The 22,562-nt window shown below is 69.7% G+C and carries 15 protein-coding genes; 7 read left to right on the forward strand and 8 right to left on the reverse strand.

Features of this window, described 5'->3' with window-relative positions; genetic code table 11:
* Nucleotides 1–1,348, forward strand: a 1,348-nt coding sequence (locus tag H0488_RS03635; RefSeq protein ID WP_183097923.1) for a flavin monoamine oxidase family protein, incomplete at its 5' end; no start/stop codon positions are given.
* Between the two features lie 258 nt (nt 1,349–1,606).
* The gene (locus H0488_RS03640; RefSeq protein WP_183097924.1) at nt 1,607–2,788 is read left to right on the forward strand and encodes a tyrosine-type recombinase/integrase; all 1,182 of its coding nucleotides are present in this window, start codon (nt 1,607–1,609) and stop codon (nt 2,786–2,788) included.
* 23 nt (nt 2,789–2,811) lie between these two features.
* On the opposite strand, the gene H0488_RS03645 is transcribed toward H0488_RS03640, so the two are convergent.
* The 5 genes from H0488_RS03645 to H0488_RS23880 all read right to left on the reverse strand — a co-directional run bounded on the left by H0488_RS03645 (nt 2,812) and on the right by H0488_RS23880 (nt 7,408).
* Nucleotides 2,812–3,705 carry a Fic family protein gene (locus tag H0488_RS03645; RefSeq protein ID WP_220794161.1) on the reverse strand — a complete coding sequence of 298 codons (894 nt, stop codon included), beginning with the start codon at nt 3,703–3,705 and terminating at the stop codon, nt 2,812–2,814.
* A gap of 397 nt (nt 3,706–4,102) precedes the next feature.
* On the reverse strand, nt 4,103–4,294 hold the full coding sequence (locus tag H0488_RS24910) for a helix-turn-helix domain-containing protein (protein ID WP_312856201.1): 192 nt from the start codon (nt 4,292–4,294) through the stop codon (nt 4,103–4,105).
* A complete protein-coding gene (locus H0488_RS24915) occupies nt 4,287–4,523 on the reverse strand; it encodes a hypothetical protein (protein WP_183097926.1) in 237 nt (78 codons plus the stop codon). Before H0488_RS24915 ends, H0488_RS24910 begins: the two co-directional genes overlap by 8 nt.
* A 303-nt stretch (nt 4,524–4,826) precedes the next feature.
* Nucleotides 4,827–6,989: an AAA family ATPase gene (locus tag H0488_RS03660; RefSeq protein ID WP_312856202.1), complete on the reverse strand. Its 2,163-nt coding sequence runs from the start codon at nt 6,987–6,989 to the stop codon at nt 4,827–4,829.
* Complete coding sequence (locus H0488_RS23880; RefSeq protein WP_246371427.1) at nt 6,953–7,408, reverse strand: relaxase domain-containing protein; 456 nt, start codon at nt 7,406–7,408, stop codon at nt 6,953–6,955. Before H0488_RS23880 ends, H0488_RS03660 begins: the two co-directional genes overlap by 37 nt.
* 914 nt (nt 7,409–8,322) lie before the next feature.
* On the opposite strand from H0488_RS23880, the gene H0488_RS03665 reads away from it, so the two are divergent.
* The 3 genes from H0488_RS03665 to H0488_RS03675 all read left to right on the forward strand — a co-directional run bounded on the left by H0488_RS03665 (nt 8,323) and on the right by H0488_RS03675 (nt 17,105).
* Complete coding sequence (locus H0488_RS03665) at nt 8,323–9,714, forward strand: EAL domain-containing protein (RefSeq protein WP_246371428.1); 1,392 nt, start codon at nt 8,323–8,325, stop codon at nt 9,712–9,714.
* Nucleotides 9,715–10,249: 535 nt separating this feature from the next.
* Entirely contained in the window at nt 10,250–15,727 is a 5,478-nt protein-coding gene (locus H0488_RS24920; RefSeq protein ID WP_220794168.1) for an ATP-binding protein, read from the forward strand.
* Nucleotides 15,728–15,734: 7 nt separating this feature from the next.
* Nucleotides 15,735–17,105, forward strand: coding sequence for a WS/DGAT/MGAT family O-acyltransferase (locus H0488_RS03675; RefSeq protein WP_183097928.1), 1,371 nt, complete (start codon nt 15,735–15,737; stop codon nt 17,103–17,105).
* A 592-nt stretch (nt 17,106–17,697) separates the two neighbouring features.
* Here H0488_RS03675 and H0488_RS03680 read toward each other — a convergent pair.
* The 3 genes from H0488_RS03680 to H0488_RS03690 are packed head-to-tail and all read right to left on the reverse strand — an operon-like array spanning nt 17,698 to nt 20,498.
* Nucleotides 17,698–18,612 (reverse strand): AAA family ATPase, encoded by a 915-nt coding sequence (locus tag H0488_RS03680; protein WP_183097929.1) that lies wholly within the window; start codon nt 18,610–18,612, stop codon nt 17,698–17,700.
* Nucleotides 18,602–19,030, reverse strand: a complete 429-nt coding sequence (locus tag H0488_RS03685) for a ribulose bisphosphate carboxylase small subunit (RefSeq protein ID WP_246371422.1) — start codon at nt 19,028–19,030, stop codon at nt 18,602–18,604. The genes H0488_RS03680 and H0488_RS03685 overlap by 11 nt, the downstream gene beginning before the upstream one ends.
* Nucleotides 19,031–19,046: 16 nt before the next feature.
* Complete coding sequence (locus tag H0488_RS03690) at nt 19,047–20,498, reverse strand: form I ribulose bisphosphate carboxylase large subunit (RefSeq protein ID WP_183097930.1); 1,452 nt, start codon at nt 20,496–20,498, stop codon at nt 19,047–19,049.
* Between the two features lie 120 nt (nt 20,499–20,618).
* Here H0488_RS03690 and H0488_RS03695 point away from each other — a divergent pair, with 120 nt between their 5' ends.
* Both H0488_RS03695 and H0488_RS03700 read left to right on the forward strand, forming a co-directional pair.
* Nucleotides 20,619–21,512: a LysR family transcriptional regulator gene (locus tag H0488_RS03695; protein ID WP_246371424.1), complete on the forward strand. Its 894-nt coding sequence runs from the start codon at nt 20,619–20,621 to the stop codon at nt 21,510–21,512.
* 34 nt (nt 21,513–21,546) lie between these two features.
* On the forward strand, nt 21,547–22,557 hold the full coding sequence (locus H0488_RS03700) for a class I fructose-bisphosphate aldolase (protein WP_183097931.1): 1,011 nt from the start codon (nt 21,547–21,549) through the stop codon (nt 22,555–22,557).
* The last annotated feature ends 5 nt before the right edge of the window (nt 22,558–22,562 follow it).

A 22,562-nucleotide genomic window follows, 5' to 3' on the forward strand; every position in this document is an offset into this window, starting at 1 on the left:
GATCGTCGTGGGCGCCGGCCTGGCCGGCCTGTCCGCCGCCCGCCTGCTCGCCGCCGCCGGCCGGGACGTCGTGGTGCTGGAGGCGCGGGACCGGGTCGGCGGCCGCACCGAGGGCGGACACCTCTCCGACGGCACACCCATCGAGCTGGGCGGTCAGTGGATCGGGCCGACCCAGAACCGGATGTACGAGCTCGTCGCGGAGCTCGGCCTCGAGCACTTCCGCACCTACAACGACGACGGCCAGCTGCTCGTCGACCTCGGCGGCAAGCAGCGGCGGATGGGCTCCCACCGTGGCGCACTGCCGCGGATGAGCCCGTTCGCGATCGCCGATCTCGGCCAGGGCCTGGCCCGGTTCACCCGGCTCGCCAACCGGGTCGACCTCCTCGCCCCGTGGCAGTCGCCGGACGCCGAGCGACTCGACGGGCAGACGTTCGAGACCTGGATCCGCCGCAACCTGCGCACGCCGACCGGCCGGGCCTACTTCCGGGTCGCCTGCGAGGCCGTGTTCGCCGCCGACGCCGGCGACCTGTCACTGCTGCACGCGTTGTTCTACGCACACTCGGGCACCGACCTCGAGACGCTCCTGTCGGTCGACCGCGGCGCGCAGCAGGACCGGATCGTCGGCGGCTCGATCCGGATCGCCGACACGATGGCCGCCGCGCTCGGCGATCGGGTGCGGCTCGGCCAGGTCGTCACCGGGATCGAGCACACCGCCGTCGGGATCACCGTGGCCACCCGCGACGGCGCGGTCGAGGGCAGCCACGTGATCGTCACCCTGCCGCCGACGCTGGCCGGGCGGCTCGACTACGCCCCACTGCTCCCGTCGTGGCGCGACCAGCTCACCCAGCGCCTCCCGGCCGGGTCGGTGATGAAGGTGTACGCCGCCTACGACGAGCCGTTCTGGCGCACCGACGGTCTCAACGGCCAGGCCGCCTCCGACCGCGGGCCGGTCAAGGTCACCTTCGACAACTCGCCGCCGGCGGGCGGTCCGGGCGTGCTGATGGGGTTCCTCGAGGGCAACGAGGCCCGCCGCTGCGCGCGGATGACCGAGGCCGAGCGGCGGGCCGCCGTGCTCGGCTCGTTCGCGCGCTACTTCGGCGAGCGTGCGCTGCACCCGGTGGAGTACGTCGAGCGCGACTGGATGGCCGAGGAGTTCACCCGTGGCTGCTACGGCGCCCACTTCACCCCCGGCGTCTGGACGGCGTACGGCCCCGCCCTGCGGGAGCCGGTCGGGCGGATCCACTGGGCGGGCGCCGAGTGCTCGCCGGTCTGGAACGGCTACATGGAGGGCGCGGTCCGCTCCGGCGAGGACGCCGCCCGGGCGGTCGTCGCGGACCTCGACGCGTGACCGGCGAGGCAGCGCAACGCGAGAGGCCCGCCCCCGCGTCTCCGCGGGCGACGGGCCTCTCGGTGGTGCTGTGGCAGGTAGTGGATTCGAAGCGAATCCAGCAGAGTTATCCACAGGTGGACTCTGGTGGACAAAAGTACCTCTGACCTGCACAAACGCCGATTCTTCGCGTACCGTCCTGTGGACAACTTTGGACGCGAATTGCCTGCTGGATCGCACGTGGATAGCACGCGGATCGCACGACTCGGGGTGAATCACATGGCAGGAAGGACGAGGCATCGGGGCTTCGGACACATCCGGAAGCTGCCGAGCGGCCGCTACCAAGCCAGCTACATCGGCCACGACGACGTACGCCACACGGCCCCCGAGACCTTCACCGCGAGGATCGACGCCGAGGCGTGGCTGGCCGCCGAGCACCGACGGTCCGAGGACCCGGAGAGCTGGCAGGCACCGCGGGCCCGGATCGAGGCCGCGCGGAAGGCCGCCGAGGCCGCGCGGCTGCCGACGTACGCCGACTACGCCCAGCGCTACCTCATCGAGCGCAAGGTCAAAGGGCGGGCCCTGGCGCCGTCGACCGTGGACGGCTACCGGCGGATGCTGGCCAACTACATCAACCCGACGTTCGGCGACATCCCTCTCGACGAGATCACGCCGGCCATGGTCAACCAGTGGTACGACCGGCTGCCGGCCGACAAGGAACGGACTCGTCGCGAGGCCTACACGCTGGCCCGCGCGGTGATGACGGTTGCTACCAGCGCCCACGGACCGCTCGTCGGCCAGGTCAACCCGTTCGCGATCCGTGGCGGCGGCTCGGGCACCTCCCCCAAGCGCGAGCAGATCGCGACGGCGAAGGAGATCGAGGTGATCCTCGAGCACATCCGGCCCGAGTGGCAGGCGATGGTGTTGCTCGCGCTGTGGTGCGGGATGCGGTACGGAGAGTTGACGGAGCTGCGCAGATCGGACGTCGACCTCGACAAGCGCGTGATCAAGATCCGCCGCGCAGTCGCGCGGGCCGGGCCAGGCAAGAAGATCGTCAAAGGACCGAAGTCGGCGTCGGGAATCCGTGACCAGCGGATCCCCGCCCACATCGTTCCGGCGATCAGGAAGCACCTGCGCACCTACGTCACCGGCCGCGACGGACTGCTGTTCCCCGGCGCCCACGGCCAGCACCTGCATCCGGCCCGGTTCCAGGGGAAGCACACGCACCGCGGCTGGTACGGCGCCCGCCGCGCTGCCGGTCGCGGCGATCTCAGGTTTCACGACCTCCGCGCGACCGGTGCGACCTTGCTCGCACAGCAGGGCGCCAACATCGGCGAGATCCAGGCGTTTCTCGGCGACTCCACTCCGACGGCTGCCCTCCGCTACGTGCGGGCGGGTCAGAGCCGGATGGACCAGCTCACCGAGCGGCTCTCAGCACTGGCCGAGAACGGCAACTGGTAGTTCATTGCGCTAGTGCTGCCCCTCTAAGCGGGCTGCGCTCTACGGATCTCGCCCAACAGCGTTGGATAGGGATCGGTCAGTGGTTGGCGTGCCGCGCGAAGCGCGTCGCGGATGTCCTTGAGCGGTCGGCCGGCGACGTAGTGGCGGCCGCGGCGTTCACCTCGGGCCTCGAGGAGGCCGCGCTCGGTCGCAGTCACCAGGTCGCGGGTGGCCGTCCTCTCATCGAGGTCGGTGAGCTTGATGTACGACGGACGCGTCACCCGGAGTCCGAGAAGTGCGTCGAAGAGGGCGCTGCCGACGCGTTCGTTGAGCTTGTGCTCGGACAGTAGGGCGTCGATGTGTCGCCACTGGGTCTCGGCCTCGTCGAACCGGCGTCTGACGGTCTGGGCCTGCATGTGGTGGGCGCGGAGATTGAACTTCACCCAGAGCGTGGCGTCGTTGTCAGGGTTCCAGGCGCCGCGACCGGTCGAAGCGAGTACGTCGTAGTAGTCCTGCGTGTTGTTGCCCAGCCATTCCTCGATGCTGGAGAAGGTCGGTTCGATGACGTGGTCTTGGGCGAGCACCATCGTCTGCAAGGCCCGGGCCATGCGGCCGTTTCCGTCGCGGAAGGGATGGATCATCACCAGATTGAGGTGGGCCATCGCGCCTCGCACGAGCGGATCGTCGGCTCCCTGGCGCGTGCTCGTCTTCGCCAACGCAACCGACAGGCGTCCCATCAGCTCGGGCACGACATCGGCGGCCGGACCTTCGTAGACGTCCACGCCTCGCCTGTCGTCCCGGACGAAGATCTCCGTGGACCGGTACCGGCCGGGCGATTTGGACAAGTCGTGCTCGAGCAGCATGAAGTGCATCGATCGCAGCACGACCTCGTCGATGGTGAAGCCTGGGTCGGTAGCGACGTTCAGTACGTACGTCATCACGCGGCGGTAGCCGAGGATCTCGGCCCATGTGGCTTCATCGGCGCTCAGCGGTGGTTCGTCGTCGATCGCTGCGACGGCGTCCTCGTCGGTGACCGTGTAGCCCTCGATCGTGTTCGAGCCCTGGATCGCGCGAGCCGCGGAGGTCCGGCGGAGCAGCCCGTTCCAGCGTCGCGGCGCGCGAAGTACATCCGCGAGCGAGGCGCGGACGTCGTGGATCTCCCCGATGATCTGCTGGTCCTCCAGATCGGGATCGGGCGTGCGGTACAGATGCTGAGCCATGTCACTTTGTCCTTAATTAAGTGCCAACGCTAGTCCAGCGCGCTGGATATGTCACTTTATTAGTGACAAACGGACACCGAGCATCGCTCAGCCGGCAACCGAGCAAAGGCAAGAGTCACCGAGCTGACGGGATCCGGTGGAGTACCTGCTCAAGGTCTGCGACACGGACGCGGATGACTCGCCGGCCACATCGGTAGGCGGGAAGCGTGCCGTCGGCGATCCTCCGGCGGAGGGTCTTGACCGAGACCGACATCAGTTCAGCGGCTTCGGCGAGGGTGAGGTACTGGGTGCGGGCGTGATCAGCCACGGCTTCGGGCCTCCCTCGAGGTGACGGCTGGTGGGCGCAGGAAGCGGCGGAGTTCGGCGACGGTGGTGTAGAGCCGGCCGGTGCCGTTGAACCGCCACCAGCGCGGCCCAATGCCGCGTCTCTTCCAGTCCCGAACGGTGCGCTGGGGTGTGCGGATGAAGGCGCAGAACTCTTCGAACAGCAAGATGCCGTTGTCGTCCCACTCGGCGGGGACCTGGATGGGGTTCACGAGTGTCTCCTCGACTCGGTGACTGATCTCGACCGAAGCGTGACGAACCGACGTCCCCGTTTCCGTACCCCCTGGGGGCGTACCCCCTTGTGGATAACGGGGGGTACGCCCGCCCCGTCGCCGCGTTTGCGCAGGCCAGGAGGCGTCCCCCCAAAATTTGTCCGCATCGTGGTCATCGGCTGGATTCCTCTCGTCCGGGCTCGCATTTGGCCGCGAGCTCCTCATGAAGGAAAGGCAACGGTGACCGCTCCGGATCGGCCAGATACGTCGGTGTCGGTTGCGTGACGGGCGCTGGCGGCGACCTCAGAAGCCGATGCCGATCCCACGGTCGGGTGCTGGGCGAGGGCCGGGGATCGGGTCCCGTGGGCGCCGCGGCCGGGTGCCGGTCAGGGCTGCGGCCTGCAGGGCGGCCGCGCCGTCAGGTGCGCGCCTGGGTCGGGCACGGGGTCCGTAGCGGTCGATGTCCTCGGCGGCGACTCGGGCAGCGTGAGCGGGTCCGAGGTCAGCGCGGTCGCGAGCGAACACCTCGACCCACTGCACCCGCGCCTCGTCGACCGAGTCGGCGACCAGGTGGGCAGTGTTGGACTTCCGACCCCGGGTCATGGCGACGTACGCCGCGGCGGCACCGGTGGTCTCCCCGACCAGCAAGTGGGCGTGGTCCACGGTCTCGCCCTGGGCGCCGTACACAGTGGTGGCGAAGGCGAGCTCGACATGCTCTCGCACGTAGCCGGCTGGCAGCGTCCGTTCCCCGGGTCGTCCGCGCACCTTCACGCTGCCGTCGCCGCTGACGGCGGTGACGGTCCAGGTGTCGCGGTTCGCAACGCCGAGATCGCGATCGTTGCGGCGGGTCGCGACCCGATCCCCCACCCCGATCACCTCGCCGATGCGGGTGGTGAAGACCTCACCGTTGCGCTCACCATCACCACCTGCGTGTTGGTCGCGAATGGCAGCGTTGAGGGCGATGACCTGGTCGCGGGTGTCGGCGAGGACCAGTCCGCGCACCGCGGCGATGGCCTGGATCGCCTCGGCCTCAGAGCCGTGGACGACGATCTCCCCACGCTCCAGCAGGGCATCGAAGACCTCACCACTGTGCTCACCAGTACGCATCTGCAGACTGAGGTCGGCATAGGTCGGGTCGGTGAACCGGTGCACGGTGGTGAGCTGTTTGACCGCCTCCGGCGGGGCCCAGCGCAGTGCGAGGTCGAGCACTCCCCCGCGGCCGACAGCAGGGAGCTGGTGGCGGTCGCCGATGAGTACGAGACGGGCGCCGGCCTCGTCGGCGATGGTGAGCAGCGCGCGGGCGGTGTCCTGGTCGAGCATCCCGGCCTCGTCGACCACCAGCTCATCACCGGGCCTCAGCACCGCGGCCCGGTCGATCCGGTCGACGGCCGTGCGGGTCCAGCGGCCGTCGGCGTCCCAACGCCAACCGTGCTGGTGGACCAGCCACGCCGCGGAGAACGCGCTGGACCCGACCTCGGTGGCGGCGACCCGGGCGGCCTTAAGGGTCGGGGTCACCACGATCATCTGGCTCCCGCTCGCCTGGACGGCCCGGCGCTGGGCGCGCAGCCGAGTGGTCTTCCCGGCGCCCGCGGCTCCCTCGACCACCACCAGGTGACGGGCTCCGAGCTCGGCTCGTAGCGACAACCGGTCGTTGAGCTCGGCCTCGACGGCGAGGACGCGTCGGCTGGTCAACGCTCGGACGTGCTCGGGGACGTCGCCTCGAGCAAGCAACGGCCGACTGGCGGCGACGGCGCGTGCCGTCAGGTCTTCGGTCAGCTCTGTGCGGACTTTCGGTTCGGCAATGACGCCTGCTGAGGCGATGAGTTCCTCCACGACACCGCGGATGTCGCCGGCGTTCCACGCCGACCGCTTCGCACCGAGCCGGGTCAACGCGACCTCCACGATCGCGTCCCGGTCCAGCGCCCCGACCGGAGTCACCGGCAGCCCCGTGGGACGCTGCGGGTAGACGAACCCCAGTGCGTCCAACTCCTCGACCCAGTGCTGCCGCAGCTCCTCCCCCGACGTCGGCACCACCTTGTCCGGCCGGGCGTCAGCCCACGCCCGGCGGTCCCAGGCACGCAGCAACCTCGGTCCCGGCTCCTCGTCGGGGTGGTCGCGGCGCCACGCCGCCTCGTATCGGGCAATGTTCCGACCGACCTGCGCCGACCGGGCGCTGAACGCGCCGGCGTACGGCGCCAGCTCGTTGATCTCACCGTCCTCGTCCAGGGTGAACCCGTGGCGGGCCAGCACGGTCCGGAACTGCGGGCCGCACATCACAGCCGCATGCCCGATCCCGTTGAGGGCGGCCACCAGGTCCCGCAGCCCGACCGTGTGCAGCCCCCGCCACTTCCCCTCAGCGAACACCCGGGCGTTGACCTGAAGATGAAGATGCCGATGCGGATCACCAGCCCGGGAGGTGTGGTGACGAATCACCGCCGCCTCGATCCGCTCGACCGGCACCTGCACCTGACCATCCCGTGGCCCACGCGGGTGGTGGCGTGCTGAGCGACCCAGCCGATGATCTGTTCGGCGGCACTGGTCTGTGCTGCGTCGTACGCCTCGGAGATCTCCGGATCCAGTGCGGCCGCGAGCGACCAGGTCTTCGGGCCGTTCACGACGACCTCGGCGAACCGCACCCCGTTGTCGACCTTCACCAGCCGTCCCTTGGCCGCGCCGGTGTCGATGTCGTAGCCGGCCACCCACCACTCGTAGGTGTCGCCCTCCATCGGCGCTTCGGCGATCAGGGTCGACTGAGTGGCGACGTACCGCGCGGCGACCCCGGTGCCTTCGGCCAGGTAGTAGTCATCGGCACGGGACCGGTCGGCCTCGACATAGTTGCGGGCGGCCGCAGCCGATCCGCGGTAGATCGCGACCCCACCCCGCATCCTCGTCACCGCCCGTCACCACTCGTCAACGACCCCAGAAATGGCGCTCGGCCCACCCACAGGGGGTAGGCCGATCTACGAACCTTCGTAGCATGCGTGCCGCTCGGTTTGGAGTGGTGAAGGGCAGGTCGAGGGCGGGGATTTTCGGGGTCGTGAAGGGTCGTCAAGGTTCGGCAGTGGTGGTCGGATGTGGGTGGCGGTTTCGGGTTTTGTGTACGGGTCAGGACGTGGCGGTTGTAGCCGACGACCCTGGCACCAGTCGTCACCAGGGCTGTCGCACCAGCACTCACTCCGCCTTGGGGGAACCGCCGAAGATGAGGCACTGGCGGTGGGCGCGCCGGCGTACTCCCGTCACCCGCGGATGCATAGTCCGCCCGGATGTTCTCGCCCGCCAAGGTTCCAAAGGGGATGTGCAATCTCGGCTGAGTTGACCGCGTCGATCACGCCGTCTGCTTGGTCAAGCTGTCACCTATCGGTGCAGCAGACCCGGGCTCGGGGCTAGGGCTCGCCTAGCCCTCCCGACCTTCGGCTAGCAGTCCGTCGATCTGATTCGGAAGCTCCTCGGTCCCCTGTCGTTCCTCGACTCCCGCCGTCCCCTGCGGATGTCGGACTACCCATTCGGTCACGACCGGGCGACGCGTCTGTAAACCCGGTGCAGCCGCCCGCGTGAAGGCAGCACTGTTGGTCAGGTCAGCCGCGGAGAACCCACCTCAAGCCGGCTCACTGGCACCGGCACCGGCATCGACATCGACACGCTGCAACAGCCAGAGCAAATCCCGAGCCCGGTCAATTGGATGCCAGATGGGGAGAATCCGCTGAGAGTGTCGCCGGGCCGCCCTAGATTGAGAGGACATCTGGGTCGAGCCGACGTTCAGGGAAGGACTCATGTACTCAGCGAGAGACGGCTCGTCGTGATGTGTCCGACGAACCCGGTCGCCGCGGCCGATGCCGCGACCATGGCGTCAGGTGATGCAGCCTCAACGGCACAGTTGGCGAAAGAAGCTGCGGCCGCGGCAAGCGATGCGCTGGACGCCGCCGGTACAACTGCCACAACTGCCAAGTACGCGGCGGCGGACACGGTTGCTGCGGCGGCGTCCGCTGCAGCCGAGATCGCCGCCCTGACGGCGACTGCGGTCCAGGAGGAAGCGTCATCACGCGCGATGAGCGTCGCAGCGGCAGCGGTCAAAGCGTTGGTGACGATCGCAGCTGACCTGCCCGACGATGTAGATCCCGAGGGTGCCAGACGCGTCGCGGCCGCCGTTGCGGCCACCGTCGCCGCTGACGTCATCGCTCAAGCGAAACTGACCGATGAAGCGGCCGCCAAGGTCTCGCGTGCCACTGCACTGGCTGCCGAAGCTGCTGCCTTGGCGGCGCTGGCCGCAGCTTCCATCGCGGAAATCGCCGCGGGCACGGCAGAGGAATCGGCCAGCGTCGTCACGGGCGCTACCGATCGCACGGAGCTGGCCTCCGCGCTGGCAGTGCAGTCGACCTCTCGCGTCGCGGAGCTCGCCCTGCGCCGGGTGTCGCAGCTGCGTCTGAGCTCCTTGGTCCTGGAGCTCCGCCGAGCCCTCGACGAAGCAGAGCTTCTGCTCCACTACCAGCCGATGTACAGCGTGGACAGCGGCGAGATCGTGGCTGTCGAAGCACTCCTACGCTGGCAGCACCCCAGTCGCGGCCTCCTGCTGCCGGCGGCGTTCCTCGCGGCGGCGGAAGGCCCTCATCTGGTTGCCCCTGTCGGGGACTGGGTCATCGAGACAGCGATCGCCCAAGCGACCCAATGGCAACGCGCACACGGTGATCGCGCCCCGCTGATGTGGGTCAACATCTCCTGCGATCAGCTCGGACGACGTCACCTGGTCGGAGTCATCGAAAGACTCTTGACCGAGTCAGACCTGCCACCCGGACGCTTAGGCGTGGAGATCACCGAACGGCAGCTCGCCATACGAGTCGACGATGTCGCCGCCGATCTGCTCGCCCTCCACGAGCTGGGCGTCGCGCTCGCGGTCGATGATTTCGGAACCGGGTACGCCTCCCTGGACTATCTCCGCCGGTTCACGTTCAACGAGATCAAAATAGATAGATCCTTCGTCTCCGGGCTGGAGGACAGAACCGACAGAGCGGTCACTGCCTCCATCGTCGCGCTCGGACGCGCGCTGGACCTCACGGTCGTCGCCGAAGGCGTCGAGACCCAGGCGCAGTTCGACCAGATCAAGGAGCTCGGCTGCCACGTGAGCCAGGGCTACCTGCACCACCGTCCGGCACCGCCTCAGACCATCAGCGACCTTCTGCACCAGCCCACGACCTGACGCGAACGGCCAGACCGTAGCCCTGGCCAACCCAACTCGTCACCCTGGCCCGTTCTCGCCCGCCAAAGTGGCAAAGGGAGAGTGCAGTCGCGAGTTGCTCCACCGGGGCGACGCGTCAATCCTGTCACTCTCCTGGACGGTCGGAGGTGGGCCGTAATCAGGTGGATCTCCGCGGCGTCACATCGCCTCTCGGCTCACCGTGTGACTCGTTCCCTCACGCGGCCAACTGTTGGGACCCTTCCGACGGCATCGCGGCGCCGGTACCCCCGGGGCGTCTGGTGGAGGTCGACGAGCGTCGCAGACCCACCAGTCGAGGGGGGCCCAGCGGGCTTGGGCACCCCGGCAGGCCCCCATATTGGCCACACCCGCCAGATCTGGGCGTTGTTGGTTGTGGGGTCCTCCGGGTGACTCGCCCGTAACCCCCACTAACTGTCAACCTCGTGCCAGCACGACCGTGCCAACCGACGACAAGGCCTGGTGAAGGATCACAGTGAGCTTCGAGCGAATCGCGATCGTCAACCGTGGCGAGGCGGCCATGCGCTCCATCCACGCCGCCCGGGACCTGCGAGCCGCCGGCGAGCGGCTCGAGACGGTGGCGCTGTACACCGACGTCGAGCGGAACGCGAGGTTCGTGCGGGAGGCCGACGAGGCCTACCCGCTGGGGCCTGCGTCGGCCCGCCCATACCTCGACCTCGCCCTGCTCGAGCGCGCACTGGTCGAGACGGCAGCCGATGCCGCCTGGGTCGGCTGGGGCTTCGTCGCCGAAGAGCCGGCGTTCGTCGAGCTGTGCGACCGCCTCGGCGTGACCTTCATCGGCCCCAGCGCCGAGGCGATGCGCCGCCTCGGGGACAAGATCGGCGCGAAGCGGCTCGCCGAGCAGGTCGGCGTCCCCGTCGCCCCGTGGAGCGGTGGGCCGCTGGACACCCTGGAGGACGCGCTGGCCTCGGCCGAGAGCGTCGGCTACCCGTTGATGCTCAAGGCCAGCGCCGGCGGTGGTGGCCGCGGGATCCGCAAGGTCACCACTCCCGCCGAGCTGCAGGACGCCTACCAGCGCACCCGGGACGAGGCGGAGCGGGCGTTCGGCAGCGGCGTGGTGTTCCTGGAGAGCCTGGTGACCGAGGCCCGACACGTCGAGGTGCAGCTGATCGCCGACGGCCACGGCACGGCCTGGGCCCTCGGCGTACGCGATTGCTCGGTGCAGCGCCGCAACCAGAAGGTCATCGAGGAGTCCGCATCCCCGCTGCTCACGCCCGCCCAGGTCGACGACCTCAAGGCCTCGGCCGAGCGCCTCGCGCTGGCGGTGGGCTATCAGGGCGCGGGCACGGTCGAGTTCCTCTACCAGCCGGGCGAGAAGGCCTTCGCGTTCCTGGAGGTCAACACCCGCTTGCAGGTCGAGCACCCGATCACCGAGGTCACGACGGACTTCGACCTGGTCAAGGCGCAGATCCACGTGGCCCGGGGTGGCCGCCTCGATGACCAGCCCAGGCCCGTGGAGTCGGGGCATGCGATCGAGGCGCGGCTCAACGCCGAGGACCCGGACCGCGACTTCGCGCCCGCACCCGGCCGCGTCGTACGCCTCGAGCTGCCCAGCGGTCCCGGTGTCCGCGTCGACACCGGCCTCGGCGAGGGCGACACCATCCCGGCCGACTTCGACTCGATGATCGCCAAGGTCATCGCCTACGGCCGCGACCGCGACGAGGCGCTGGCCCGTCTCCGGCGCGCGATGTCCGAGACGACCGTGGTCATCGAGGGCGGCACCACCAACAAGAGCTTCATCCTCGACCTACTCGATCAGCCCGAGGTCGTCTCGGGCGAGCCGGCTTGGGCCGACACTGCATGGATCGACCGGGTGCGCGGTGAGGGCAGGCTGACGTCGCATGCCCACTCCGGCGTCGCGTTGGTCGTCGCCGCGATCGAGGCGTACGACGAGCACCGACGCGTCGAGGTGGACCGCCTTCTCGAGACCGCCCACGGTGGCCGTCCCCAGGTCCAGCACAAGGTGGGCCAGCCGACGGACCTGAAGCTGCGCGGTACGACGTACCAGGTCACCGCGCTGCAGACGGGGTCCGGTCGCTACCGCGTGAGCATCGCGGCCGGCACCGCCGTCGAGACCGCCGACGTGGAGATCGAGCGGATCGACGAGGTCCATTCGCGCCTTCTCGTGAACGGCCGCCGCCACCGCGTCGTCACCGCGACCCACGGACCTACCCACCTGGTCGAGGTCGACAGCGTCACCCACCGGGTCAGCCGCGACGAGGGCGGCGTGCTCAGGTCGCCCGCCCCCGCATTGGTGGTGGCCACGCCCGCGGCGGTCGGCGACGAGGTTGCCGCCGGAGCCCCGGTGCTGGTGCTCGAGTCGATGAAGATGGAGACCGTCATCCAGTCGCCGTTCACAGCCCGCGTGCGCGAGCTGCTGGTGGCCACCGGCAGCCAGGTGGAGACCGGAGCGCCCCTCGTCCGGCTCGAACCGATCAGTGACGACGTCGCCGACGAGGCGCCCCAGGCCGCGAGCGAGGCACCGGCCCTCGACCTCCCCGTTGACAACACGGCGCAGACCGCGCGGCAGCTGGCCGACCGGCACCTCGCCGAGCTCGCCGCTCTCGTTCAGGGTTACGACGTGCCGAGGGACGACCGCGTCGCGACGCTTCGCGGCTATCTCGAAGCCCGGGACGAGCTCCGTGCCGCAGGGGAGGACGTGGTCGGCGACGAGGCCGAGCTGTTCGCGCTGTTCACCGAGTTCGCCGAGCTCAGCCGCAACCACGCGGCCGGCGAGGAGCTCCGCACCGAGCTGCGGGTGCACAGCTCGCGCGAGCACTTCCACACGTTCCTGCACAGCCTCGACACCGAGCGCGGCGGGCTCCCTGACTTGTTCCGCGACCGCCTCGAGCGGGTGCTCGCCCGCTACGGAGTCAGCGACCTGGAGCGGACGCCAGCCCTGGAGGAGGCGGTCTTCCGGATCTTCCTGGCCCTGCGGCGGCCCGCGGAGAACGTCGAGGTCGTCACCGCCCTCCTCCAGCGCTGGATCGACGAGCCGGCCCCGCCCGACGGGGTGCAGGGGAGCGTCCGGGAGCTGCTCGAGCGGCTCAAGCAGGCCACCCAGCTGCGCTTCCCGGCAGTGGGCGACCTCGCCCGCAGTGTCCGTTTCCGCTGGTTCGACCAGCCGCTCGTCGACGAGGAGCGCGCCAGCGTCCTCGCCGGCGTACGTGACGAGGTCACCGCGCTCGCCGCCGACCCGCAGGCCGCGGACCGCGCCGAGCGCATCGACGCACTAGCCCGGATCCCCGAGCAGATCGTGCGGTTCCTCGCCGAGCGCGTGGAGCAGGGCGTCGGCGGCGCCGAGCCGATGCTCGAGGTCCTGGTCAAGCGCCACTACCGCGACTTCGACCTCCACGGCCCGACCGCGTCCCACCACGACGGCCACCCGTTCGCCGTCGCCGACTACCTGCTCGACGAGCGACCCACCCGGGTGGTCACGACCGTCGGCTCCGTCGCCGAGCTCGTTGACGGCTCGGACCTGGTGACCGGGCTCGAGGCGGAGCTGGCCGCACGACGCGACGGCACCGAGGCCGTCGTGGACCTCTACCTGCACTGGTCCTCCGCCCCGGAGTCCATCTCCCTCGGTCGCGACAAGCTGGCCAAGGCCCTGTCCGGCCTCGGCTTCACTCAGGACGCCCGCCGGGTCACGGTCGCCGTGTGCCCGGGCGAGGGCCGGCCGGTCGACTACTACACGTTCCGGTCCGACGAGTCGGGCGCGGTGGTCGAGGACGAGCTCGTCCACGGCGTGCACCCGATGGTCGGGCGTCGCCTCAACCTCTGGCGGCTGCGCAACTTCCACGTCACCCGCATCGAGGCGCCTGACGACGTCCTGCTCTACGAGTGCGTGGCCAGGGAGAACGCCGCGGACCGCCGGCTGGTCGCCCTCGCGCAGGTGCGTCAGCTCGCCGTCGTACACGACGAGAACGGCGTGGTCACGGCACTCCCCCACGCCGAGCGTGCCGTGGAGAATTGTCTGGAAGCGATCCGACGCGCGCGTACGGCGCGAGGCGCCGCGGGCGCGAAGCTGGACCTCAACCACGTGTGGGTCCAGGTGTGGCCGCTGGTCGAGGCCGACATCGCCCAGCTGACGAGCCTGCAGCAGAAGATCACCCCGCTGACCGACGGCGCCGGGATCGCCGAGGTGCTCGCCCAGGGCCGCATCGCGGGTCCGGACGGTACGCCGTCGCCGATCGCCATCCGGTTCCACGCGCGGCCGGGCGCCGGTGTGGTCTCCTCGATCGAGGCGCCGCCCACCGAGCTGCTGCAGCCGCTGGACGACTACGAGTCCAAGGTGCTGCGCGCCCGGCGGCGCGGGTTGGTCTATCCCTACGAGCTCGAGGCGATCGTCGCCGGTGAGGGCGGCACCCTCGTGGAGCACGACCTCGACGACTCGGGCGTGCTGGTGCCGGTGAACCGGCCGCGCGGGCTCAACAGCGCCGGCATCCTCGTCGCGGTCGCCTCCACCCCGACCGCGCTCCACCCCGAGGGGGTCACGCGCGTGGTGCTCTGCGGTGACCCGACCAAGGCACTCGGCGCGGTCTCGGAGCCGGAGTGCTCCCGGGTCATTGCCGCCCTCGACCTCGCCGAGCGGATGGGCGTGCCGGTCGAGTGGTTCGCGCTGTCGGCCGGAGCCCGGATCTCGATGGACTCCGGCACCGAGAACATGGACTGGGTCGCCGCCGCCCTGCGCCGCATCGTGGAGTTCACCCAGGCCGGCGGGGAGATCAACGTCGTCGTGGCCGGCATCAACGTCGGCGCCCAGCCGTACTGGAACGCCGAGGCCACGATGCTGATGCACACCAAGGGCATCCTGGTGATGACGCCGGACAGCGCGATGGTGCTGACCGGAAAGCAGTCGCTCGACTTCTCCGGCGGTGTGTCGGCGGAGGACAACTTCGGCATCGGCGGCTACGACCGGGTGATGGGCCCGAACGGTCAGGCCCACCACTGGGCCCCGGACCTCTCCGGGGCGTGCGACGTCCTGATGGCGCACTACGAGCACACGTACGTCGCACCCGGCGAGTCGGGTCCACGGCACGCCGCCACGAGCGATCCCACCGACCGCGACGTCTCGACGTACCCACACTCCGAACCGGGCAGCGACTTCAAGACCGTCGGCGAGATCTTCTCCCCGGTGAGCAACCCGGACCGCAAGAAGGCGTTCGACATCCGCACCGTCATGCGGGCCGTGGCCGACCAGGACCACACCCCCCTCGAGCGGTGGGCGGGGATGGCCGACGCGGACACGACCGTGGTCTTCGACGCCCACCTCGGTGGCCATCCGGTGTGCCTCCTGGGCATCGAGTCCAAGCCGGTGCCACGCCGCGGCTTCCCGCCGACCGACGGGCCCGACGTCTACACCGCCGGCACGCTGTTCCCGCGGTCCTCGAAGAAGGCGGCCCGGGCGATCAACACCGCCAGCGGCAACCGCCCCCTGGTAGTGCTGGCGAACCTCTCCGGCTTCGACGGGTCACCGGACTCCATGCGCAACCTGCAGCTCGAGTACGGCGCCGAGATCGGGCGCGCCATCGTGAACTTCCGCGGTCCCATCGTGTTCTGCGTGATCTCCCGCTACCACGGCGGCGCGTTCGTGGTGTTCTCCAAGGCGCTGAACCCCCAGATGACGGTCCTTGCGCTCGAAGGCTCCTTCGCCTCGGTGATCGGCGGGGCCCCGGCGGCGGCCGTTGTCTTCGCCGGCGAGGTCGACAAGCGCACGGCCGCCGATCCGAAGGTGAAGGAGCTGGAGGCCGCGGTCGCCGACGCGTCCCCGTCCGAGCGTGGGCCGCTCGTGGTCGAGCTGGCCGAGCTGAGGCAGTCGCTGCGCGCGGAGAAGATCAGCGAGGTGGCAGCCGAGTTCGACGGCGTGCACGACATCCATCGGGCCGTCACCGTCGGGTCTGTCGACGCCGTCATCGCACCCGAGCGGCTGCGGCCGGAGATCATCGCGGTCATCGAACGCTCGATCGCGGGGGGCTGAGACCGTCGTGCGCCAGCTCTCGTCCCTGGACTCGGGATTCCTCATGATCGAGTCGCCGACCACGGTCGGCCACGTCGCGTCCCTGATGGTGGTCGACCCGGGTGCGGCCGGCGACGGTTGGGGTCTCGGCACGGTGCGCGCCCTGCTCGCCGAGCGGTTGCACCTGTGGCCGATCTTCCGTCAGCGCCTGGTGGAGGTGCCGCTCGGACTCAGTCGGCCGTACTGGGTCGACGACCCCGCGTTCGACCTCGACTTCCACGTCCGTGAGCTCGCTCTCCCCGCCCCGGGGTCCCCGGAACAGCTCGGTGAGCAGATCGCTCGCCTCCACGCTCGAGCACTCGACCGCCGCCGGCCGCCCTGGGAGCTCTACGTGATCAGCGGGCTGGCGGACGGCCGGGTCGCGGTCTACTCGAAGATCCACCACGCCGCGGTCGACGGGGTCTCCGGCGCCAAGATCCTGGCCGGCTTCCTCGACATCCGCCCCGAGCCGCGCACGGTGGAACCCGAGGACCGTCCCTTCCAGCCCGACCCGCTCCCGTCGCGGCTGGGCCTCGTCCAGCAGGGGCTCGCGGCGGCCGCCAAGGACCAGGTGAAGCTCGCGCGGACCCTGCCCCCGGCCCTGCGTTCGCTGGGCGCCCTGGCGTCCGGTCCCCGGGCACCGCGGACGCCGCTGAACGGCACGATCAGCGCCCACCGTCGCTTCTCGTTCGGCTCGGTCTCGATCGACGACGTGAAGACGGTGCGCCGGAAGTACGGCGGCACGGTCAACGACATCGTGATGGTGCTGTGCACGTCCGCACTTCGCCGTTGGCTGCAGGAGCGCGATGCCCTGCCCGACGTACCCCTGGTCGCCGCGGTGCCCGTGTCCGTACGCCGGCGCGGCCAGACTGCATCCGGAGGAAACGAGCTGTCGGTGATGCTCGCCGAGCTGCCCACCAACCTGCCCGACCCCGGGGCCAGGGTCGTGGCGATGCGGGAGTCCATGGACCGGGCGAAGGCGCGGTTCGAGTCGCTGCCCGCGACGCTGCTGCGCGACCTCGCCGGGCTCCTCCCCACCGCCGGACAAGGGGTGGCAGCGCGGGCGCTCTTCAACCTCGCCGGCGTGGCGGGGCCGCCGTTCAACCTGTTCGTCAGCCACGTCCCGGCACCCCAGGTCCCGCTGTACCTCGCCGGCGGCCGGGTCGAGGGCATCTACCCGGTCTCGGCCGTGACGAGCACGACGGGCGCACTGAACATCACGGTGTTCTCCTACAACCGCAGGCTCGACTTCGGCCTTGTCGCTTGCCGGGATCTGGTGCCTGACGTGTGGGAACTCATGGGACATCTGCACGATTCCCTGGCCGAACTGGTCGAGCTCAGCCGGGCGCCCCAGCCGTAGGCAGTGCGTCCTTGTGCCGGCTATGACTGTCGAGCCCTGAAGTGGTCGGTACTTCGCATCCCAGCGCGGCCGCGCCCGGTCCGGTGCCGTCCGGTGGGCCGTTGGAACCGAACTCCCTCTCCACCGCTTTCGCCGCACACCACCGCAGGGAAGCGGCTCGACGCCAACATGGGCAGTGTGCACTTTCACGCTCAAAGCGCGGGGTGAGGTCTCGACTGACAATATCCCAAAGGGAGGGTGCAAGGCCCCACTTCCCCCGTGCTGCACCAGGAGTAGGCCTGTCACCAGATCGTGCAGTAGATCCGTGAGGCCTGCTGCACGGATCGGTGACAACTGGTGCGTTCCGATGATCGCGGCGCCCACCAGGGGAAATGTGCTATTTCGCGCTCAAACCGTGTGGGGTGGGCCTCGCCGGCCAGAGCCGGATGGATCAACTCACCGAGCGCCTCTCGGCGCTGCCGAGAACGGCGGCTGGTAGGCGACGTCTGCCGTTGTCGGGTGGTGGCTACGCGCCCCTCGGATCGACGAAGTCCCCGTGCCCGCCGGTCAGGTAACGGGCACGGGGACGCCAGTGGGCCGAAGGGCCCGCCCCTCATCCGGCGCTCGCGCCGTCCCGGAAGAGGCTGCTTCCACGCACGTCGGTCTCGGTGAGGGTGACCAGGTCGTCCCGGGTCAGCGGCTTGTGCAGCTCGACGAGCCGCTTCGCCTGCCTCAGCCGGCATCGCTCGACGGCGTTGCGAACGCTTCGTGCGTTGGAGAACCGTGGCTGCTTCATCCGGAGCTCGAGGTAGTCCGCGAAGGCGGCACGCGCTGCCGGATCGAACCGGAAGTTCTCCTTCGCGACCATCAGGTCCGCGATGCGCATCAGCTCGTCATGGGAGTAGTCCTCGAAGGAGATGTGGTGCGGCACCCGGGAGGAGAGGCCGGGATTGGCTGAGAAGAACGTGTCCATCCGGTCCTCGTAACCGGCGAAGACCACCACGAGGCTGGCACGCTCGTTCTCCATCTCCTGAAGCAGGATCTCGATGACCTCCTGTCCGTAGTCCCGTTCATTCTCTGGCCGGAACAGGTAGTAGGCCTCGTCGATGAACAAGACGCCACCAGCTGCGCGGGCGATCGCCTCCTTTGTCTTGGGCGCGGTGTGCCCGATGAACTGGCCGACGAGGTCGTCCCGGGTCACGGTGTGCACCCGCGGCGTGCGGACATAGCCGAGGGAGTGGAGAATCTTGGCCATCATCTGCGCGACTGTGGTCTTGCCGGTGCCCGGCCCTCCGGTGAAGCTCATGTGGAGGGTCGGTCGGGACGAGCTGAGGCCCAACTGCTCCCGGGCCCGGTCCACCAGCAGGAGCGCCGCGATCTCGCGCACCCGATCCTTGACCGAGCCCAGTCCGACCAGCTCGTTCTCGAGAGCGGCCAGTGTCTCCTCGACCTGTCGCTTCGAGTCGTCGGAGGCGAGGTCGAACTCTTCGAGAGTCAGCTCGTCGGTCGCGTCAGCCTCAGTCGGCATAGCGCTCTCCGGGCGGGGCAGCGGCGGCGTAGGTCTTCACCTGGTACGCCTGTGCCCGCCCGGCGCCCTCGGTCCTGGCGAGCTCGAAGCCAGGCTCGTGCGCCGGGCGCTGCACGAGGAAGGACAGGGCCGTCGTCTGCCGGCCGAGCCGCGCGTCGTACGCAAGAACACGGACGTAGTGCCGGGGGAAGGCTCCCCGACAGGCGGCGATCTCCGCCATGACCCCGTCGGGCTCGATGAGATCGAAGAGCGGGAGTCCCCACATCTCCCAGTAGATGTTGCGCGGGTGCGGGTCGTCGGTGTGCTCGATCGACACCGGCCAGCCGTGATCCAGGGCGTAGCGGACCTGGAGGGCGATCTCGTCGTCGGTCAGGTCGGGAAGGTAGGAGAACGCTCCGTGGCGAAGCTGCATGGTCATGAGTCCTCTCGGCCGGTCAGTAGGAAGCGGTGGGGACCGCGTCGGGTGCGTCGGTGGACGTGTAGTCGAAGGTGACGTCGCCCCAGGTCGCGAGCGCGGCTTCGAGCGCGCGGTTGCTCCCCGCAGCGACGCGCAGGATGTCGGGGCCCTCACGCAACAGGTCACGGCCCTCGTTGCGGGCCTTGACCACGGCTTCGAGGGCGACCCGGTTGGCCTCGGCGCCTGCGGCGATGCCGAGCGGGTGCCCGATGGTGCCACCACCGAACTGCAGGATCACGTCGTCCCCGAACAGGTCGAGCAGCTGGTGCATCTGCCCGGCGTGGATCCCACCCGATGCGACCGGCAGGACGCCGGGCATGCTGGCCCAGTGCTGGTCGAAGAAGATCCCGTTCGCCGGGTTCGTCGGCACGTAGTCCTCCCGCATCGTGTCGTAGAAGCCGCGCGTGGTGGCCGGGTCGCCCTCGAGCTTGCCGACGACGGTTCCCGCGTGGAGGTGGTCGACCCCGATCAGCCGGCACCACTTGGCCAGCACCCGGAAGCTGACGCCGTGCGTCTTCTGACGGGTGAAGGTCGAGTGCCCGGCGCGGTGCAGGTGCAGCAGGACGCCGTTGCGGCGGGCCCAGTTCGCCATCGACTGCATCGCCGTGTAGCCGACCGTCAGGTCGATCATCACGACCACGCTGCCCAGCTCCTTGGCGAACTCGGCGCGCTCATACATGTCTTCCATCGTCGCGGCCGTCACGTTGAGGAAATGGCCCTTGACCTCGCCGGTCTCGGCCATCGCGCGGTTCACGCCCTCCATCGAGAACAGGAACCGGTCGCGCCACCGCATGAACGGCTGGGAGTTGATGTTCTCGTCGTCCTTGGTGAAGTCCAGCCCGCCCTTGCACGCCTCGTAGATGACGCGCCCGTAGTTGCGGGCCGACAGGCCGAGCTTCGGCTTGACGGTCGCGCCGAGCAGCGGGCGGCCGTACTTGTTGAGGTGCTCGCGCTCCATCACGATGCCGTGCGCCGGACCCTGGAAGGTCTTGACGTAGGAAACGGGGATCCGCATGTCCTCGAGGCGCAGCGCCGAGAGCGGCTTGAACCCGAAGACGTTGCCGATGATCGAGGAGGTCAGGTTCGCGACCGACCCCTCCTCGAAGAGGTCGAGGTCGTAGGCGATGTAGGCGAAGTACTCACCGGGGCGGCCCGGCACGTCCTCGACCCGGTAGGCCTTCGCCTGGTAGTGCGAGTTCGCGGTCAACCGGTCAGTCCACACGACCGTCCACGTCGCCGTCGACGACTCGCCCGCGACCGCCGCTGCGGCCTCGATCGGGTCGACACCGGGCTGCGGCGTCACCCGGAACACCGCCAGGACGTCGGTCTCCTTCGGCTCGTAGTCGGCATCGAAGTAGCCCATCGATGCATAGCTGTGGACCCCGGGATCCCACCGGTCGGCCTTCTTCTCGGGCTCGACAGCCACCATCGCTCGCTCCTTCGTCAGAGTTCCTCGTGAGTACGTCGGCACCATGCTGCTCGTCGTACTGCTTCAACGACAATGGAATCTTTGGTGCCAATATTTAGGTGATCGCTTTAGTATCTGGCCATGAGCAACCCGGTCACCTGGTCGCGGATGCGCACCTTCCTCGCCGTCGTCGACCTCGGCAGCGTGCGCGCGGCGGCTGCCCACCTCCACGTCACCGAGCCCGCGGTGTCGTCGGCGGTCACCCAGATCGCGCGGCACCTCGACACCGACCTGTTCACCCGCGAGGGCCGCGGCATCCGGCTCTCCGCGGCAGGCGCGACCTACGCGGACTACTGCCGGACCCTGCTGGGTCTGGCCGAGGAGGCGGAGGCGGCCGTCCAAGCCGCCGGGACCGCGCGGGTGCGGATCGGTGCCGTGGCGACGGCAGCCGAGACCGCCCTCCCGCGTCTCCTCGCCACCTTCCGCGCCCGCCAGCCCCAGGTGGAGATGAGTCTTTCGGTGCTGCCGCGCGACGAGCTCTTCGCCGAGCTGGTGCACCACGAGACCGATGTGGCGATCGCTGGCCGACCGCCGCGTGGATCCGGGCTGGTTTCGGTCGCCGAGCGCCCGAACCGGCTGATCGTCGTCGCGGGAGCGTCGTACGACGTCCCGCCACCGACTGCCACCTGGCTGCTCCGGGGCGCAGGCTCGGGGACGCGCCAGACCTGCCTCGCCCTCTTGGAGCAGCACGGATGGGAGCCTCCGTTCCTCACCCTCGGCACCCACGGCGCGGTCGTTGCAGCTGCCCGGGAGGGGCTCGGCCTCACGGTCGTGCACGCCGACGCCGTAGCAGGGGCCCTGTCCGACGGCACCCTGCGCAGGGTGCCGGTCGCGGGGACTCCCCTCGACCGGCCGTGGCACGTCGTCACCAACGCCACGCCATCGCCGGCTGCGCGACTCTTCCTGGAGCACGTCTGTGACTCCGACCAGCCGGAGGACGTGCGGTTCCACCCTCGGATTCGCCCGAGGGGGTGACGAGCCGCGCCCGCAGCGGCCCGAGGCTGGGGGCATGCGAACACTCGCCGAAACCGCCCTCGCCCTGGTCGACTCGGGCCGCGGCATCCTGGCCGCGGACGAGAGCATCGGGACGATGTCCCAGAGGCTCACCGCCGAAGGCATCGCGCCGACCGAGGAGAACCGGCGGCGCTACCGGGAGCTGCTGCTCACGCCCCGCGGCCTCTCCAGGATGGTCAGTGGGATCATCCTCTGCGACGAGACCCTCCGGCAGCAGGTCGCCACCGTTGACGGCAACGTGGCATTCCCGCTTGCTGCGAAGCAGTGCGGGATCCTCCCCGGCATCAAGGTCGACGCCGGCACGACCAGCCTCGCCTTCGGCCATGGGGCGTTGGTCACCGAGGGCCTCGACGGGCTACGTGACCGCCTTGCCGAGTACGCCGACCTCGGGGCGGCCTTCGCGAAGTGGCGCGCCGTGATCGACGTCGAGACCGCGACGGAGCACTCGATCGAGGTCAACGCCCACGCCCTTGCCCGTTACGCCGCCCTCTGCCAGGAACAGGGCATCGTGCCGATCGTCGAGCCCGAGGTGCTCTGCGCCGGCGCGCACGACATCGGTCGCTGCGAGGAGGTCACCGACCGGACGCTCGCTGCCGTGTTCGCACAGCTGCGGCTCCAGAAGGTCGAGCCCGAGGCGATGGTCCTCAAGCCCAACCTGGTGACGCCCGGGACGACTGGCCCCTCGGTGACGCCCAGCCATGTCGCAGACGCAACGCTGCGTGTCCTGGAGCGCCACGTGCCGAGCACCGTGCCCGGGATCGCGTTCCTCTCCGGAGGCCACGACAACGCCACCGCCTGCCAGTACCTCGCCGCGTTGAACGGGATCGCCGTCGGCGCACCGTGGCGGCTGACGTACTCGTTCGGCCGCGCCCTGGTCAGCGATGCCCTGCACGCCTGGGGTGGCGAGGACGCGAACCTGAGCGACGCCCAGGCAACCCTGCTCTCCAACTGCGCTCGCGCCGCTGCCGCGCTCGAGGGTGCGGAACCGGCGCCGGCCTCGGCCTGAGAGCC

It is taken from the genome of Nocardioides pelophilus, from assembly GCF_014180685.1.
GTDB lineage: Bacteria > Actinomycetota > Actinomycetes > Propionibacteriales > Nocardioidaceae > Nocardioides > Nocardioides pelophilus.

Excerpts from the sequence above, each read along its gene's own strand:
- H0488_RS03645 (WP_220794161.1), bottom strand. The coding sequence starts at position 3,705 with ATGACGTACGTACTGAACGTCGCTACCGACCCAGGCTTCACCATCGAC.
- H0488_RS03665 (WP_246371428.1), top strand. The coding sequence starts at position 8,323 with ATGTGTCCGACGAACCCGGTCGCCGCGGCCGATGCCGCGACCATGGCG.
- H0488_RS03690 (WP_183097930.1), bottom strand. The coding sequence starts at position 20,498 with ATGGTGGCTGTCGAGCCCGAGAAGAAGGCCGACCGGTGGGATCCCGGG.
- H0488_RS23880 (WP_246371427.1), bottom strand. The coding sequence starts at position 7,408 with ATGCGGGGTGGGGTCGCGATCTACCGCGGATCGGCTGCGGCCGCCCGC.
- H0488_RS03685 (WP_246371422.1), bottom strand. The coding sequence starts at position 19,030 with ATGACCATGCAGCTTCGCCACGGAGCGTTCTCCTACCTTCCCGACCTG.
- H0488_RS03695 (WP_246371424.1), top strand. The coding sequence starts at position 20,619 with ATGAGCAACCCGGTCACCTGGTCGCGGATGCGCACCTTCCTCGCCGTC.
- H0488_RS03680 (WP_183097929.1), bottom strand. The coding sequence starts at position 18,612 with ATGCCGACTGAGGCTGACGCGACCGACGAGCTGACTCTCGAAGAGTTC.
- H0488_RS03700 (WP_183097931.1), top strand. The coding sequence starts at position 21,547 with ATGCGAACACTCGCCGAAACCGCCCTCGCCCTGGTCGACTCGGGCCGC.
- H0488_RS24920 (WP_220794168.1), top strand. The coding sequence starts at position 10,250 with ATGCGCTCCATCCACGCCGCCCGGGACCTGCGAGCCGCCGGCGAGCGG.
- H0488_RS03640 (WP_183097924.1), top strand. The coding sequence starts at position 1,607 with ATGGCAGGAAGGACGAGGCATCGGGGCTTCGGACACATCCGGAAGCTG.